Genomic DNA, 16,264 nt, shown 5'->3' on the forward strand with positions numbered 1-16,264 from the left:
ATATCGTAACATAATAACTATTTATGCAATTAAAACAACAAAAAACATGCATTACTACACTCAGCTGATAATTATAGGAACTGTACTCACTTGAGCACTAAATTTTTTTAATGATGGATATATACAATAAAAAAGTAAAAAAAGAAATCATACAGATAATACTGTATGATCTCTATTTCCACTCCATCAACCCTATTTGACAAAGAGCCAAAAATACTACGCACATTAATTTGTGCGTAGTATTTTTTTGCTTTTGTAATGTTATCAATGGAAAGTTCTATTGATGATCTAAATCGTTTTGTAAAGTAGTAATTAAGCCCTTTATCTTTTCTAATTGCGGAGACACTTCTTTTTGGAAATGAGCCAAACGATTTGTTACATCTTCAGTAACATCAACAGCTGATTGGAGCCCATCAGTTTTTAAATGAGTAATAGACTGTTGTAAATGAGCGATATCATGCTGTACTTGTTTTTGATTAACTTTTAAATCGATAAAGTATTGTTTTATTCTTAAACGTGTATTTTTACCGGAATCAGGCGCTTTTAATAAGCCGTAACTAGAGCCAATTAAGCTCCCGATAATAACACCTTTTGTATATCTATCCATTTATGTCTAAGCCTCCATTTGTTTTGCAATTGAATTAGTGATTGCAAGAAGTTCATCGTTAGTATGTTCATGTGTTTGCCATTTTAAGCCAAAGCTATCTTGTTCTGAATATCTTGGAATAATATGGATATGCGAATGGAATACTGATTGGAAGGCAACTTCACCATTATTATTTAAAATATTGATTCCTTTAATATCAGGATTGCTGTTTTTAATCGCATTTGCAATTTTTGGGATGCGTTTAAATACATCGCTAGCTAATTCTTCATCATATTCCATAATATTTGGAACATGTTTTTTGGGTAAGACTAGTGTGTGTCCTGGTGTTACTTGGGAAATATCTAAAAATGCCACGACTACCTCATCTTCATAAATCACATATGAAGGGATTTCTTTATTAATAATCTTACAAAAAATACAATCTGTCATATCAAATACCTCTTTTCAATAATTGTTTACAATTAAACTTTACCAAAAAAATGATAAAATTCCAATAAACTAGCAAAAAAATATAAGTGGTAGTATAGTAATAGGTAGATTGATGCGATGGAAAGGAGAGATGCAATGACATTATCAGTAGAACAGATTACAGGAGGATATACAAAAGTACCTGTTATTAAGGAGATTAGTTTTACCGTAAAGCCTGGAGAGATTTGTGGCTTAATTGGTTTGAATGGAGCAGGAAAGAGTACAACAATAAAGCATATAGTTGGTTTATTACATGCATTTGAAGGACGGATTGCGATTAATCATATTTCACTAGCTACGAATCAAGAAGAATATCGACGCTCATTAGCTTTTATTCCCGATTCTCCCATCTTATATGAAGAATTAACCTTTAGAGAACATATTGAACTAACGGCCAAAGCATATGGACAAGATACTGAGGAAACCTATCAAAGAGCATATCATTTAGTAGAACAATTTCATTTAACGAGTAAATTGGATTTTTATCCAGCATATTTTTCAAAAGGAATGAAGCAAAAAGTATTAATAGTGTGTGCTTTAATGTTGGATGTGCCAGTTTATATTATTGATGAACCATTTTTAGGATTAGATCCTTTAGGTATTAGGACACTACTAAGCTGTATTCGTGAAAAAAAAGAATGTGGTGCATCAATTGTTATGTCAACTCATGTATTAGATACTGCTGAACGATTTTGTGATAAATTTGTGATTCTACATGAAGGGAAGATGCTACTTTCAACTACATTAGAAGAACTATTATCTAAAACAGGAGAAGATCGCTTAGAAGAAGCTTATTTTACCCTATTAGAAAATAATGGTGATGGCGATGAATGCTAAAGAATATTGGTTTCGTCGTTCGCAACAGTATCATAAAGAGATGCTAAAGTATAGTCGTTATATCTTTAATGATCATTTGATGATGGTGGGGATTATCTTTTTAGGTTTTTGCGCTGTTCAATATGCTAGCTTTATCAATCAGTTAATAGTTATTAGTCCGTTAATGATTTATGGCTTAGCTGGATGTATGAGTGGGTTACCATTTATTGGCGCATTAGTAACTTTAATAGAAGAAGCGGATGGTTATTTTTTAGGGATGCAAGTTAGAGAGTGGAAGAAATATTTTATCTATTCTTTTGTATATAGTTTATGGCTACCATTCGTTTTAAATATTGTTATTTTATTTATATTATCTCCTTTATTATTGAAATTTTCATTCATAACTAGTGACAAACTAATCCTTTTACTTATCTTAGTAACTATACTAAAATGCTTAGATTTAGAAAAAGAATTGTTTTCTCTTGAAACTGCCAAAATTAAGCATATAATAATGAATATAGTCCAAGCTATTGTTACTTATATCATTATTATAGCAAGCCTTTTGAGTGATGTAAGAGTTTGTTTAGTGCTAGTTGTTTTGCTTAGTGGTTTGATGATAGCTGTTTTCTATCATTGGTATCATAAAGAATCGTTATTTAATTGGCAAAGAATTGCAGTTAGTGAAAAAGTACGCCAAGATAAGTGGTATCGTTTTATTGAATTATTTGTTGATACGAATAATTGTAAAAAGACAAAGATTCATAGTTCCGTTATCACTAAAGTATTTCAACGCTATTTATCTCTTGAAAATGATTCTCCATCAAATTATCTTTTTAGTCGCACACTAACTAGAGTTGATGCCTATAATCGTTTTTTTGGTAAATTTACAGCAATGATTATAATATGTTCGTTTGGTATATCATCTGTATCGCTATATCTACTATTTTTAGCAATCTGTTTAACGATAGAAGCTATTTATATTAGTAGTTTAGCCAATTATCATGAAAACCATCTTTTGATGAAGATATTAAATTTATCAACGACTAAGACAAGCAATACAATTATCAGAATCATTATTCGTTGTTTACTCATTCAAGAAATAATCTGCTTAATAGTAATCGTCAAATATATATTTTCGTGGATTTATCTACTTTATATAGTAGCTTTGAACATATATTTGCTTATTTTTGTTAAGTTTTTTATATTTAAGAGAATGAATAAAAAAAGATAAAAAAACGTTTACAAAAATAAAAAAATGCTAGCTTTATGATGATAGATTTTGTACAATAGATAAAGGTAATAATTTTTGGAAGGAGAGAAAAAAATGAGCAATTTTCATGTTATGGATCATCCGTTAATTCAACATAAATTAACAATGATTAGACAAAAAGACTGTGGGACAAAAGTTTTTCGTGAAGTGGTAAATGAAATTTCAATGTTGATGGCCTATGAAGTGTCACGTGACCTTCCGCTAGAAGATGTTGAGGTAGAAACACCATTAGTAAAAACTACACTAAAAACATTGGCGGGAAAAAAAGTTGCGATAGTTCCAATTTTACGTGCTGGATTAGGCATGGTTGATGGGATTTTACAATTAATTCCAGCAGCCAAAGTAGGGCACGTAGGAATGTACCGTGACCACGATACGCTACAACCTGTAGAATATTTCGTGAAACTACCATCTGATATTTCAGAACGTCAATTGTTTGTTGTTGACCCGATGTTAGCAACAGGTGGATCAGCAGTTGCCGCAATTGATTCTTTAATTAAACGCGGAGCACAACCAAGTTCAATTAAATTCTGTTGCTTAGTAGCAGCCCCAGAGGGAGTTAAAGTTTTACAAGAAGCTCATCCAGATATTCATATTTATACAGCTTCATTAGATGAATGCTTAAATCAAGATGGATATATCCTTCCAGGACTAGGAGACGCCGGAGATCGTCTTTTTGGAACTAAATAATAGAACTATAGTCACACCAAGAGCGGTTGGACTATTGCCATATATTTGACAATAATCATAAACCACTTTTGTGTTTACACACAAAGGTGGTTTTTGTATTTAGTTCTATAAATATTATAGAAGAGGAGGGAGAAAATGGAAGCAGAATCTAAAATTATTGAAATACTTGGGTTGCAGTTTTCAGCACCAATTGTATATTCAACCTTGTTAACATGTACTCTGATTATTATATTTTGTATTGCAGCAACGCGAAGGGCTAATATTCGCCCGGGTAAACTACAAAATATATTAGAGTCCATTATAGATTTTACGCAAGGGATTATTGAAAGTTCACTTGATTGGAAAGAAGGCAAGGCTTATCATTTGTATATTTTTTCATTATTTAGCTTTATTCTAGTTGCGAATATTATCGGCTTAGCGATTTTTATTCATTATGATGAATTTAGTTATTTTAGTAGCCCGACAGCTAGTGTTGTAGTTTGTTTAGCGTTCTCGTTAGTCACTACATTAATTTGTCACTATTCTGGCGTTAGAAAATTTGGCACGAAAAAATATATTCAAAATTCATTTTTAAGTCCAATGTCATTTATGCTACCAATTAAGATTATTGAAGAATTTACAAATACGATTACATTAGCCTTCCGTTTATATGGTAATATTTTTGCAGGCGAAGTGTTACTTGGATTAGTAGTCATGTTTGCATCAAGCTTTGGCTTAATAACAACCGTTTTTGCTTTACCATTAGAAATGATTTGGCAAGCATTCTCCGTTGTAATTGGTGCTATCCAAGCATATGTATTTTGTACATTAACAATGGTATATATTTCACACAAACTTGAATCTGAACATTAAAAAAAATAAAAACAACAGGAAAGAGGAAATTATTATGACAGAATTAGCAGCAGCAATCGCAGTAGTAGGGGCAGCATTAGCAGCAGCCTTTGGTAACCAAGCAGTAATTACAAAAACAATTGAGTCAATGACTCGTCAACCAGAATTATCAAAAGATTTAAAAGCAACAATGTTCGTAGGTATCGCCTTAATCGAAGCTATGCCAATCTTCGCAGTATTAGTAGCGTTAATCTTAGTATTCGTTAAATAATCTAGTTCGAATTATACAAAAATATCGAAATTGAGGAGGGATGATGATGGTTGAAAATATCTTTGCCAATATTGGTGTAACAGCATTAATGGACTCGCTTTTCGTTATTGTGTCATTTATTTTAATGATTGCGATTATTAAACATTTTGCTTGGGATAAGATCGTTCAAACAATGGAAGCTCGTCGTACTAAAATTAGTACAGATTTAGACGTTGCTGAATCGAAACGCAAAGAAGCAGAACAAATTCAAGCACAAGCAAAAGATATTATCCAAAGTGCAGAAAATAAAGCAAGTTCAATTTTAACTGAAAGTCGTTCAGCTAGTGAAAAATTACAAAAAGAAATGTTAAATGAAGCTAAAAATAGTGTTGCCAAAATGAAACAAGATGGTCAACATGAAGTTGAATTGATGAAACAACACAGTTTAGTTCAAATGGAAAATAAAATTGTTGAATTATCAGTCGGCGTTGCTGAACAAATTTTGAAAAAAGAATTGACACCGGAAATACATCAACAAATCATTGAAGAATTTATCGAAGGGTTGGATTGCTAATGGCTAGAATTAATAAAACAATTTTAAGAGAAGCAAGCCTATTCTATACAAAAGTAAAATTTGAAAATAAATTAGATGTAGTGACTAAAGATCTTCAAGAATTATTGGATGGTATTCAAAATAAAGGTGTATTTTGTCAATTATTACATTTAGAACAAATTACATTAGAAGAAAAAGTTAAAATTATGGCGGATATTTTAGTTGATATGTCTGAAGATACCAAAGAATATTTAGCACCATATCTTAACGAAGAGATGATTTTTCATTTAGTGGAAGCTATTGAAGCATTTTTAAATATTTATGAATCTAATAAATTAGAAATTGTGACAGCTGTTCCTTTAACAGATGAACAAATCGAAACAATTGCAATGGCTTTCCAAAAGAAAACTAATAAAGAATATGATGCTTGGCTTAATATTATTGATGACAATATTATTGCCGGTGTCCTAGTAAAATCAAAAGAATATTTATATGATGGTACAGTTATGAATAAATTAAATCAATTTAAAAATAACTTACATCACACGGATTTGAAGGGGTGAAATGATGGAAACAGAAATGAATACGATAACAGATAAAATCCGTAAAAAAATTCAATCATTCGAAACTGAACAAATGATCGAAGAAGTCGGTGAAGTATCATTTATCGGTGACGGTATTGCGCGCGTTATTGGCTTAACAAATGTTATGGCTGGTGAATTAGTACAATTTGAAAACGGCGCATATGGTATGGCTCAAAACTTAGAGCGTAATGATGTTGGTGTTATTATCTTTGGTACATACGAAAACATTCATGAAGGTGAAACTGTAAAAAGAACAGGACGTATTCTGGATGTTCCAGTAGGAGAAGCATTAATTGGACGTGTTGTAGATGCCTTAGGTCGACCAATTGATGGGTTAGGACCAATCGAAACAACTAAACGTCGCCCAGTAGAAAATGAAGCTCCTGGTGTTATGGATCGTAAATCAGTTCACCAATCATTAGCAACAGGATTAAAAGTAGTAGATGCTTTAGTTCCTATTGGTAAAGGTCAACGTGAGTTAATCATTGGAGACAGAAAGACAGGTAAAACAAGTATTGCAATTGATGCAATTATTAACCAAAAAGGTAAAGATACTTTATGTATTTATGTAGCAATTGGTCAAAAAGAATCAACTGTTAAAACATTAGTAGAAACATTAAAGCGTTATGGTGCAATGGATTATACAACGGTTGTATCCGCAAGTGCATCACAACCAGCACCAATGCCATACATTGCTCCTTATTCAGGAACAGCGATGGCTGAAGAGTTTATGTATGCTGGAAGAGACGTATTAATTGTATATGATGATTTATCAAAACAAGCAGCAGCTTATCGTGAAATCTCATTATTATTACGTCGTCCACCAGGTCGTGAAGCTTACCCAGGGGATGTTTTCTATTTACATTCTCGTTTACTAGAACGTTCTGCTAAATTAAATGATGCATTAGGTGGCGGTTCATTAACAGCCCTTCCAATTATTGAAACACAAGCAGGCGATATCTCAGCTTATATTCCAACAAACGTTATTTCAATTACTGATGGACAAATTTTCCTAGAAAGTGACTTATTTAATTCAGGCGTACGCCCTGGTTTATCAGCTGGTTTATCAGTATCTCGTGTCGGTGGATCTGCTCAAATTAAAGCAATGAAAAAAGTATCAGGAACATTACGTATTGACTTAGCAAGTTATCGTGAATTAGAAGCCTTTACACAATTTGGTTCGGATTTAGATATGGCAACACAGAAAAAATTAAATCGTGGTAAACGTACAGTGGAAGTCTTAAAACAAGGAATTCACCAACCATTACCAATTGAGCATCAAGTATCAATTTTATTTGCTTTAACACATGGTGTACTAGACTCAATTCCAATTGAAAAAATTAAAGATTTCGAAAAAGGTTTATACCAACATTTAGAGTATGAACATAGCGACATTTTAACAGCCATCCGTGAACAAGAAGTCATTCCGGATGAAGAAGAATTCTATACTATTCTTGATAAATATAAAACAATCTTTATGTATGAAGGTTCTAAATAGCTAAAAAATAACAACAGAAAAGGTGATTGCAATGGGAGCTTCGTTAAATGATATTAAAAAAAGAATCAGTTCAACGAAAAAAACTAGTCAAATTACAAGTGCTATGCAAATGGTCTCTGCTGCAAAATTAGCGAAATCAGAACAAGCTGTACGTAAATATCAAGATTATGCGGAGAAAATCCGTGAAGTTGTTACTCATTTATTATATGCACACGCCTATGAAGATAATAAGAATTTCACAGAAGAAGAATTAGCTGAACAACGCTTATCAGATAATTTTATTGATTATCATGATTTATTAATCGAGCGTCCAGTTAAAAAGACAGGCTACTTAGTTATTTCTTCTGACCAAGGCTTAGCAGGAGGATATAATAGTTCAATCTTTCAAGCGACAAAAGAAATGTTAGAATTAGATCATGATTCTTCTGATGAGTATGTCATTTTAACAATGGGGGCAACAGCAAGTAATTTCTTTAAAAAGCAAGGAATTGATGTGAGTTTAGAAATTCAAGATATTAGTGATATTCCAACGTTTGAAGAAGTACGTAAAATTGTTACAAGTGCAGTTCAAATGTTCCGAGATGGTGAATTTGATGAATTTTATGTTTGTTATAATCACCACGTTAATGCATTATTATCAAACTACCGTGTAGAAAAAATGTTACCGATTATTGACTTAGAAGAAGAGGAAGCAAAAGAATATGAATTGGACTATATTTTTGAACCCAATAAAGAAATTTTGATGGATACTTTATTACCGCAATATGCAGAGTCTCTAATATATGGTGCCATTATTGATGCAAAAGCAGCTGAACATGCTTCACGTATGACAGCAATGCGTAGTGCAACGGATAATGCCAAAGACTTAATTAATGATTTGACTCAAGAATATAACCAAAGTAGACAAGCGCAAATTACGCAAGAAATATCAGAAATTGTCGGAGGAGCAGTAGCTCTTGAAGAGACATATTAGAAAATGGAAGGAGGAGTTTTTTTGAGAACTGGAAAAATTATCCAAGTAGTTGGGCCAGTTGTAGATGTACTATTTCCATTAGAAGCGGGTGTACCAGATATTCACAATGCTTTAGAAGTGCGAAAAGGCAATAACAACGGAAAAAAACAAACAATTATTTTAGAAACAGCTGTTGAGTTAGGGGATGGTGCTGTACGTACGATCGCTATGGAATCAACAGATGGTTTACAACGTGGTATGGAAGTAGTTGACTTAGGAAGAACAATTACAGTACCAGTAGGGAATGAAACATTAGGTCGTGTATTTAATGTATTAGGAGATACAATTGACTTAGAACCAAAATTCCCAGCAGATTTTCCTAGATCAGAAATTCATAAAAAAGCACCAAGTTTCGATGAATTAAGTAGCCAATACGAAATCCTAGAAACAGGTATTAAAGTAATCGACTTATTAGCACCTTACTTAAAAGGTGGTAAAATCGGATTATTCGGGGGTGCCGGTGTAGGTAAGACTGTTTTAATTCAAGAATTAATTCATAATATTGCAGAAGAACTAGGTGGTATTTCAGTATTTACAGGTGTAGGTGAACGTACTCGTGAAGGTAATGACTTGTATTATGAAATGCAAGAATCAGGAGTATCTTCTAAAACAGCTATGGTATTTGGACAAATGAATGAGCCACCAGGAGCACGTATGCGTGTTGCCTTAACTGGCTTAACAATTGCTGAACATTTCCGTGACGAACAAAAACAAGATGTACTATTATTTATTGATAATATTTACCGTTTCACACAAGCTGGTTCAGAAGTTTCAGCTCTATTAGGACGTATGCCTTCTGCAGTTGGTTACCAACCAACATTAGCAACAGAAATGGGACAATTACAAGAACGTATTAGTTCAACAAAAGATGGATCAATTACATCTATCCAAGCAATCTATGTACCAGCTGATGACTATACTGACCCTGCGCCAGCTACAACATTTGCTCACTTAGATGCTACTACTAACTTGGAACGTCGCTTAACAGAACAAGGGATTTACCCAGCCGTTGACCCATTAGCTTCAACATCAAGTGCTTTATCACCTGAAATTGTAGGAGAAGAACACTATGAAGTTGCTATGAAAGTTCAACAAATGTTACAACGCTACCGTGAATTACAAGATATTATTGCTATCTTAGGTATCGATGAGTTATCTGATCAAGAGAAAATTATTGTTAATCGCGCTCGTCGCATTCAATTCTTCTTATCACAAAACTTCCACGTAGCAGAATCATTTACTGGTCAACCAGGTTCATATGTACCAATTAAAGATACCGTTCGTGGTTTCAAAGGAATTATCGATGGATTATATGATTATATTCCAGAAGATATGTTCCGTAATGTAGGCCCAATTGAAGATGTTATTGCAAAAGCAGAGGCGGCAGGATATAAAGGGGGCAAATAGATTATGGTGAACAAAAAAGAACTGACGGTTATTGTAACAACACCGGAAGGAAAAGTTTATAATCACACATCTTGTGCTCTAACTGCCCAAGCTGTTGATGGTGGTTTAACTATTTTACCTAATCATGCGCCAATTATGGTTCCTTTAAAAATTAGTGCTTTAAAATCAAAACGAGTGGATGATCAATCAGACGATCCATTTGATTATATTGCTATTGGTGGCGGAATTATGGAAGTTAGAGATAATATTATTACTATCCTAGCTAATGTAGCAGAATTAGCCGATGATATTGATGTCACTCGTGCTGAACGTGCCAAAGATAATGCAGAATCTGTTTTGAAAAATAAACAAGCCTCTAAAAAAGATATCGACCGTGCACGAATTTCATTAAATAAAGCTATTAACCGAATTAGTTGTTCGCGTCATAGACATTAAAGGCAATAAGTTAGGAGTGAATACTCCTAGCTTTTTTTTATGTGAATTTTGTGCTATTATTATAATTACTGAACAAATGGAGGAATATCATGAGAATAATCGATATTAGTTTAACGATTCAGTTAATAGTAGAATTGAGTTTTATTTGCTTATCATTTTGGGCACTTGAAGCAATCGATTTTAATAAATTTATAAATAAAAAACAAATAATAAAAAAACAAACAGTCATATTGTTATTAGCATTAGCTTTAGGTCATATAGTGGCGCAATTAGTTTTTTCGCTTACCAATATCATTTCAGCAATGCTTGGCAATATTTAATTAATCGTGAGAAAGTATTCGGAGGGGTTTTAATGGATAAAATAATTGTTCGAGGTGGTAAAAAACTGAATGGAACAGTTAAAGTAGAAGGAGCTAAAAATGCAGTTTTACCGATTTTAGCAGCAAGTATTTTAGCAGAGCAAGGAGTAACAGTTTTAACAAATGTGCCTAATTTATCAGATGTACATATTATGTTAAGTGTATTAAATTGTTTACATGTTACTAGTGAATTTGATGTAGAAAACAAAGAAATTGTATTAAATGCTACAAGAGATGTCCAAACGGTAGCTCCTTTTGAATATGTGAGTCAGATGAGAGCTTCAATTGTTGTTATGGGACCTTTATTAGCACGTTTTGGACATGCACGTGTAGCAATGCCAGGAGGTTGTGCTATCGGTAGTCGCCCAATTGACTTGCACTTAAAAGGATTTGAAGCAATGGGGGCTGAAATTTCTTTAGAAAATGGCTATGTTGAAGCACGCGCCAAAGAACTACATGGTGCTAGAATTTATTTAGATTTCCCATCTGTAGGAGCAACACAAAATATTTTAATGGCTGCAACATTAGCAAAAGGCACAACAATCATTGAAAACGTAGCTCGAGAACCAGAAATTGTTGATTTAGCGAATGTATTAAATAAAATGGGAGCTAAAATAGTAGGTGCTGGAACAGAAGTCATTCGAGTAGAAGGTGTTGAACAATTAGAAGGAACAGCTCATTCAATTATTCCTGATCGCATTGAAGCTGGTACATTTATGGTAGCTAGTGCTATAACAGAAGGTGACGTATTTATTGAAGATGCCATTTCAGAACATAATCAACCATTAATTGCTAAATTACGTGAGATGGGTGCTACTATTGAAGAAAAAGTAAGTGGGTTACGTGTAATTGGACCAAAAGAGTTAAAAGCTACAGCAGTAAAAACACTACCTCATCCAGGTTTCCCGACTGATATGCAATCACAAATGACAATTGCACAATTATTAGCAACTGGCATAAGCACAATGAGTGAAACAGTTTTCGAAAATCGCTTTAATCATTTAGAAGAATTACGAAAAATGAACGCTATTTTCCGTATTGAAGGTGGCGTAGCTATAATGGAAGGACAGTCAACCTTACAAGGAGCTCAAGTAGAAGCAACTGACTTACGAGCAGCAGCAGCCTTAATTATTGCAGGAATGCGTGCAACCGGATATACACGTGTAACAAAATTAGAATATTTAGACCGTGGATATCATAATTTCCATTTAAAATTACGTGCATTAGGTGCAGATATTGAACGAATCAATGAAGATGATAAACATCGCTTCACAGATTATGAATTAGATACTATTTTAGCAAATATAGTGTAATAAAATTATTAAAAAAACTAATTGACATGAAAGACTAATTCATGTATAGTTAAGTAGTTGAGAAAACAAGCAGAAGCATCCCGCTTCTCACCTAAGTCGACAATATGTCCTTGGGTTGATAGATAAATGTTTTACTAAAAACGACATTTAACAGCGGGAGCGTAAATGCTCTCGCTGTTTTGCTTTTTTCTCTCAATTATTTTTGGAGGTGAACAATCATAGCAAAAGATATGATGGTCAATGATGGAATTCGAGCTAGAGAGTTACGTGTCATTGATAATGACGGTGAACAATTAGGTGTTCAAACAAAGCAAAATGCTTTGAAGATTGCAGAACAAGCAGGATTAGACTTAGTGCTAGTTGCTCCGAATGCAAAGCCACCTGTTGCTCGAATTATGGATTACGGTAAATTCCGTTTCGAACAACAGAAAAAAGAAAGAGAAGCTCGTAAAAACCAAAAAGTCATCAGTATCAAAGAGGTGCGTTTAAGCCCAACAATCGATGAGAATGACTTTAATACGAAATTGAGAGCTGCTCGTAAGTTCCTTGGAAAAGGCGATAAAGTAAAAGCTTCAATCCGTTTCAAAGGTCGTGCAATTACGCATAAAGAGATTGGGCAAAAAGTCTTAAACCGCTTAGCTGGAGAATTAGAAGATATTTCTACTATCGAGCAAAGAGCGAAAATGGATGGACGCAGCATGTTCTTGATGTTAGCACCCAAAACTGAAAAGTAAGAAAGTAATAGGAGGAAAGTGTCATGCCAAAACAAAAAACACATCGTGGTTCAGCTAAACGTTTCAAACGTACAGGTGGCGGAGGCTTAAAACGTGCGAAAGCATTCACTAGTCACAGATTCCACGGAAAAACTAAAAAACAACGTCGTCACTTACGTAAACAAACTATGGTTCACGCAACTGACATTAAACGTATCAAACAACAATTAAGCCAAATGCGTTAATTTTAATACGCAAATCAATATGTAAAAGCAGTCGCTAGACTGACTGACCAAGGAGGAATTCAATATGCCACGTGTTAAAGGTGGAACAGTTACTCGTCGTCGTCGTAACCGTGTATTAAAATTAGCAAAAGGTTACTACGGAGGCAAATCAAAATTATTTAAAACAGCTAAACAAGCGGTTATGAAATCATATATGTATGCTTACCGTGACCGTCGTCAGAAAAAACGTGATTTCCGTAAATTATGGATCACTCGTATCAATGCCGCAGCTCGTATGAACGGATTAAGCTATAGTAAAATGATGCACGGATTAAAATTAGCTGGAATCGAAATGAACCGTAAAATGTTAGCTGATTTAGCAGTATCAGATGCAGCAGCATTTACTGTTTTAGCTGAACAAGCTAAAGAAGCATTAGCTAAATAATGATTTAAACTCTACTATCTAGAGAACATCAAAAGATGGGAAAATCATTAGACTTAAAGGAGGAAAAATAACCATGGCAAAAGTATGTTATTTCACTGGACGTCGTTCTAAATCAGGTAATGCTCGTTCACACGCTATGAATGCTAACCGTCGTACATGGAAACCAAACTTACAAAAAGTTCGTGTTTTAGTCGATGGCAAACCTAAAAAAGTATGGGTTTCAACTAGAGCTTTAAAATCTGGTAAAATTGAACGCGTATAATTTATAAACATTCAGGGAGTATTTGGAAACAAATGCTCTTTTTTTATGTAAAAAATTAAAAGATAAAATATTTAAAAACTTATTAACAAGTGGATAATATCCTTTAGAAGAGCAAAAAATTCTGTGGATAAGTAAATATAATAACTTATAAAAATCATTATCAATAGTGATAGTATTTAGATAATTGTGGAAAAGTAATGGTTATAAACAAGTGGTATAATCGTTTTTCTAGAATTATAAAAAAGTGATAGGACTATTGTGGATAAGTGGTAAAAGCTAATAATAAGTAGAGAATTTATAAAAATTTAATCTTTATTTCTTCAAAAAAATTAGGTTAAAAATCTATAGTATGGTATCATATATATGATATAGATATTATAGCTATAAGTTACTAAAATAGTAATGGTATAAAGAGGAGGTTGTTTTTAATGGCTGTAAAAATTCAAACTAAAGATGGTTTAATCGAACTAAGCAATGATGTAATTGCTACAGTTGTTGGTGGTGCGGCTACTGATAATTATGGTGTAGTTGGAATGGCTAGTAGAAACCACATTCGTGACAATGTAAATGATATTTTGAAAAAAGAAAACTTTGCAAAAGGCGTTGTGATTCGTCAAGAAGGCGAAGGTGTTGCTGTTGATGTATATATTATCGTTGGATATGGCACTAAAATTTCAGCAATTTGTCGTAATGTACAAGAACAAGTTAAATATAATCTTGAATCAATGTTGGGATTCTCTGCAAACACCGTCAATGTTTATGTTCAAGGAGTAAGAATCATTGAAGCTTAAGCTTTGATGGATTAATCAAGGAGGATACAAATGGTTACAAAAATGGAAATTACAGCACAAGATTTTCGTGCAATGGTAGAAATAGGGGAAGCTCGTTTAAGTGAGAATGTTGATTTTGTCAATTCACTAAATGTATTCCCGGTTCCAGATGGAGATACTGGTACTAATATGGGCTTAACATTCACATCAGGAGCTGAACGAGTGGCTAATTCAGACGCTACAACTGTTGGTGATTTAGCACAAGATTTAGCAAAAGGATTATTAATGGGAGCTCGAGGAAATTCAGGAGTTATTTTATCACAAATTTTCCGTGGATTTTCTAAAGCAGTAGAAGGAAAAGAGACGCTATCAGGTGAAGATCTATCAGATGCATTTACTCATGGAGTTGAAACTGCTTATAAGGCTGTAATGAATCCTGTTGAGGGGACAATTTTAACAGTAGCAAGAGAATCAGCTAAACGTGGTGTTAAAAAATTAGAAAAATCTGCTGATATTAATGAGGTAATGGGTTCTGTTTTACGTGGATCTGAAAAATCATTAGCTAAAACACCAGATTTATTGCCAGTCTTAAAAGAAGTGGGTGTTGTTGATTCAGGTGGTCAAGGTTTAGTATTTATCTATCAAGGATTTTACGAAGCATTAACTGGACAAGCAGCTCCAACTAAAGCAATGATTAGTACAAAAATTGATTTATCATCAATTGCTCATAAAGAAGTGCATGACTATTCTGAAATTTCAACTAGTGATATTAAATATGGCTATTGTACAGAAATCATGGTTAAAATTGGTGAAGGTGAAACTGTTACTGATGAATTTGACTATGATACATTCCGTCATTATTTAAATGAATTAGGAGACTCATTATTAGTAGTAGCTGATGATGAAATTATTAAAGTTCATGTCCACACTGAACGTCCTGGTGAAGTGATGAATTATGGTCAACGTTTTGGTTCATTAATGAAAGTCAAAGTTGATAATATGCGTATGCAACATGAAGAAGTTATTAATCATGATTATTCAGCTAAAGTTAAAAAAGCTGCAGCACGTAGCAAATATGGTATTGTAGCTGTCTGTGCAGGCGAAGGCATTAAAGATTTATTTACAAGTATGGGTGTGACAACTGTGATTAATGGTGGTCAAACAATGAATCCAAGTACGGAAGATATCTTAGCTGCTGTGAAAGAAGCGAATGCTGAAAATGTTATTATCTTACCAAATAATAAAAATATCTTAATGGCTGCTAATCAAGCTGCGGAAGTATCAGAAGACTGCCAAGTATCTGTAGTACCATCCAAAACAATTCCACAAGGCTTAGCAAGTTTATTATCTTTTGATGAAGCACAAACAATCGAAGAAAATCAAGAAGCGATGACTGAACAATTATTAGTAGTGGCAAGTGGTCAAATTACTAATGCTGTAAGAGATACCTCAATTGATGGTGTTGATATAAAAAAAGATGATTACATGGGAATTATTGATGGCAAAATCTTAGTAAGTACTGCAGATAAAAAAGCAACTACAATTGAAACAATTAGCCAAATGATTAATGAAGATTCTGAAATCGTAACATTAATTTTTGGTGAAGAAGCAACAGAAGAAGAAGCAGAAGAAATTTCTGAAGCAATTGAAGAACAATTTCCTGAAGTAGAAGTAGAAGTGCATAATGGACAACAACCAGTATATGCATACTTAATTTCAGTAGAATAAGAAATCGTCAGAACCATTTATAACATTTT

Annotated in this window: 21 protein-coding genes and 1 other annotated feature; of the genes, 19 read left to right on the forward strand and 2 right to left on the reverse strand. The window is 33.4% G+C overall.

All coding sequences use genetic code 11. The features are described from left to right. Nucleotides 1-277 precede the first annotated feature (277 nt). Entirely contained in the window at nucleotides 278-607 is a 330-nt protein-coding gene (locus BMX09_RS04395) for a YtxH domain-containing protein (protein WP_089746490.1), read from the reverse strand. 6 nt (nucleotides 608-613) lie between these two features. Then, entirely contained in the window at nucleotides 614-1,036 is a 423-nt protein-coding gene (locus BMX09_RS04400; RefSeq protein WP_089746491.1) for an HIT family protein, read from the reverse strand. Between the two features lie 135 nt (nucleotides 1,037-1,171). On the opposite strand from BMX09_RS04400, the gene BMX09_RS04405 reads away from it, so the two are divergent. From BMX09_RS04405 to BMX09_RS04495, 19 genes are all read left to right on the forward strand, one after another. Next, nucleotides 1,172-1,912, forward strand: a complete 741-nt coding sequence (locus BMX09_RS04405) for an ABC transporter ATP-binding protein (protein ID WP_089746492.1) — start codon at nucleotides 1,172-1,174, stop codon at nucleotides 1,910-1,912. Next, a complete protein-coding gene (locus BMX09_RS04410; protein ID WP_177159534.1) occupies nucleotides 1,902-3,122 on the forward strand; it encodes an ABC transporter permease in 1,221 nt (406 codons plus the stop codon). Before BMX09_RS04405 ends, BMX09_RS04410 begins: the two co-directional genes overlap by 11 nt. A gap of 93 nt (nucleotides 3,123-3,215) precedes the next feature. Then, a complete protein-coding gene (gene upp / locus BMX09_RS04415; protein ID WP_089746494.1) occupies nucleotides 3,216-3,851 on the forward strand; it encodes a uracil phosphoribosyltransferase in 636 nt (211 codons plus the stop codon). Between the two features lie 135 nt (nucleotides 3,852-3,986). Next, a complete protein-coding gene (atpB, locus tag BMX09_RS04420; RefSeq protein ID WP_089746495.1) occupies nucleotides 3,987-4,703 on the forward strand; it encodes a F0F1 ATP synthase subunit A in 717 nt (238 codons plus the stop codon). A gap of 34 nt (nucleotides 4,704-4,737) precedes the next feature. Continuing rightward, nucleotides 4,738-4,953: a F0F1 ATP synthase subunit C gene (gene atpE / locus BMX09_RS04425; RefSeq protein ID WP_089746496.1), complete on the forward strand. Its 216-nt coding sequence runs from the start codon at nucleotides 4,738-4,740 to the stop codon at nucleotides 4,951-4,953. Between the two features lie 46 nt (nucleotides 4,954-4,999). Continuing rightward, a complete protein-coding gene (gene atpF / locus BMX09_RS04430) occupies nucleotides 5,000-5,506 on the forward strand; it encodes a F0F1 ATP synthase subunit B (protein WP_089746497.1) in 507 nt (168 codons plus the stop codon). Next, nucleotides 5,506-6,048 (forward strand): F0F1 ATP synthase subunit delta, encoded by a 543-nt coding sequence (locus BMX09_RS04435; RefSeq protein WP_089746498.1) that lies wholly within the window; start codon nucleotides 5,506-5,508, stop codon nucleotides 6,046-6,048. Before atpF ends, BMX09_RS04435 begins: the two co-directional genes overlap by 1 nt. A gap of 4 nt (nucleotides 6,049-6,052) precedes the next feature. Further along, nucleotides 6,053-7,567, forward strand: a complete 1,515-nt coding sequence (gene atpA, locus BMX09_RS04440) for a F0F1 ATP synthase subunit alpha (RefSeq protein ID WP_089746499.1) — start codon at nucleotides 6,053-6,055, stop codon at nucleotides 7,565-7,567. A gap of 31 nt (nucleotides 7,568-7,598) precedes the next feature. Beyond that, complete coding sequence (locus BMX09_RS04445) at nucleotides 7,599-8,540, forward strand: F0F1 ATP synthase subunit gamma (protein ID WP_089746500.1); 942 nt, start codon at nucleotides 7,599-7,601, stop codon at nucleotides 8,538-8,540. A 21-nt stretch (nucleotides 8,541-8,561) separates the two neighbouring features. Then, nucleotides 8,562-9,986 (forward strand): F0F1 ATP synthase subunit beta, encoded by a 1,425-nt coding sequence (gene atpD, locus BMX09_RS04450; protein ID WP_089746501.1) that lies wholly within the window; start codon nucleotides 8,562-8,564, stop codon nucleotides 9,984-9,986. A gap of 3 nt (nucleotides 9,987-9,989) precedes the next feature. Beyond that, the gene (locus BMX09_RS04455; protein WP_089746502.1) at nucleotides 9,990-10,421 is read left to right on the forward strand and encodes a F0F1 ATP synthase subunit epsilon; all 432 of its coding nucleotides are present in this window, start codon (nucleotides 9,990-9,992) and stop codon (nucleotides 10,419-10,421) included. Between the two features lie 89 nt (nucleotides 10,422-10,510). Then, nucleotides 10,511-10,741 carry a DUF1146 family protein gene (locus BMX09_RS04460; protein ID WP_089746503.1) on the forward strand — a complete coding sequence of 77 codons (231 nt, stop codon included), beginning with the start codon at nucleotides 10,511-10,513 and terminating at the stop codon, nucleotides 10,739-10,741. A 32-nt stretch (nucleotides 10,742-10,773) separates the two neighbouring features. Next, nucleotides 10,774-12,093 (forward strand): UDP-N-acetylglucosamine 1-carboxyvinyltransferase, encoded by a 1,320-nt coding sequence (gene murA / locus BMX09_RS04465; RefSeq protein ID WP_089746504.1) that lies wholly within the window; start codon nucleotides 10,774-10,776, stop codon nucleotides 12,091-12,093. Between the two features lie 61 nt (nucleotides 12,094-12,154). Beyond that, nucleotides 12,155-12,282 (forward strand) — a sequence feature (ribosomal protein L20 leader region). A gap of 41 nt (nucleotides 12,283-12,323) precedes the next feature. After that, nucleotides 12,324-12,827: a translation initiation factor IF-3 gene (gene infC, locus BMX09_RS04470; RefSeq protein WP_089746505.1), complete on the forward strand. Its 504-nt coding sequence runs from the start codon at nucleotides 12,324-12,326 to the stop codon at nucleotides 12,825-12,827. Nucleotides 12,828-12,850: 23 nt separating this feature from the next. Then, entirely contained in the window at nucleotides 12,851-13,051 is a 201-nt protein-coding gene (rpmI, locus tag BMX09_RS04475; RefSeq protein WP_089746506.1) for a 50S ribosomal protein L35, read from the forward strand. 64 nt (nucleotides 13,052-13,115) lie between these two features. Next, complete coding sequence (gene rplT, locus BMX09_RS04480) at nucleotides 13,116-13,475, forward strand: 50S ribosomal protein L20 (RefSeq protein ID WP_089746507.1); 360 nt, start codon at nucleotides 13,116-13,118, stop codon at nucleotides 13,473-13,475. Between the two features lie 73 nt (nucleotides 13,476-13,548). After that, a complete protein-coding gene (gene rpmB, locus BMX09_RS04485; protein ID WP_089746508.1) occupies nucleotides 13,549-13,737 on the forward strand; it encodes a 50S ribosomal protein L28 in 189 nt (62 codons plus the stop codon). Nucleotides 13,738-14,165: 428 nt separating this feature from the next. Next, on the forward strand, nucleotides 14,166-14,528 hold the full coding sequence (locus tag BMX09_RS04490; protein ID WP_089746509.1) for an Asp23/Gls24 family envelope stress response protein: 363 nt from the start codon (nucleotides 14,166-14,168) through the stop codon (nucleotides 14,526-14,528). 30 nt (nucleotides 14,529-14,558) lie between these two features. Continuing rightward, the gene (locus BMX09_RS04495) at nucleotides 14,559-16,235 is read left to right on the forward strand and encodes a DAK2 domain-containing protein (RefSeq protein WP_089746510.1); all 1,677 of its coding nucleotides are present in this window, start codon (nucleotides 14,559-14,561) and stop codon (nucleotides 16,233-16,235) included. Nucleotides 16,236-16,264 lie beyond the last annotated feature (29 nt).

Source organism: Granulicatella balaenopterae (genome assembly GCF_900111135.1).
Taxonomy (GTDB): domain Bacteria; phylum Bacillota; class Bacilli; order Lactobacillales; family Aerococcaceae; genus Granulicatella; species Granulicatella balaenopterae.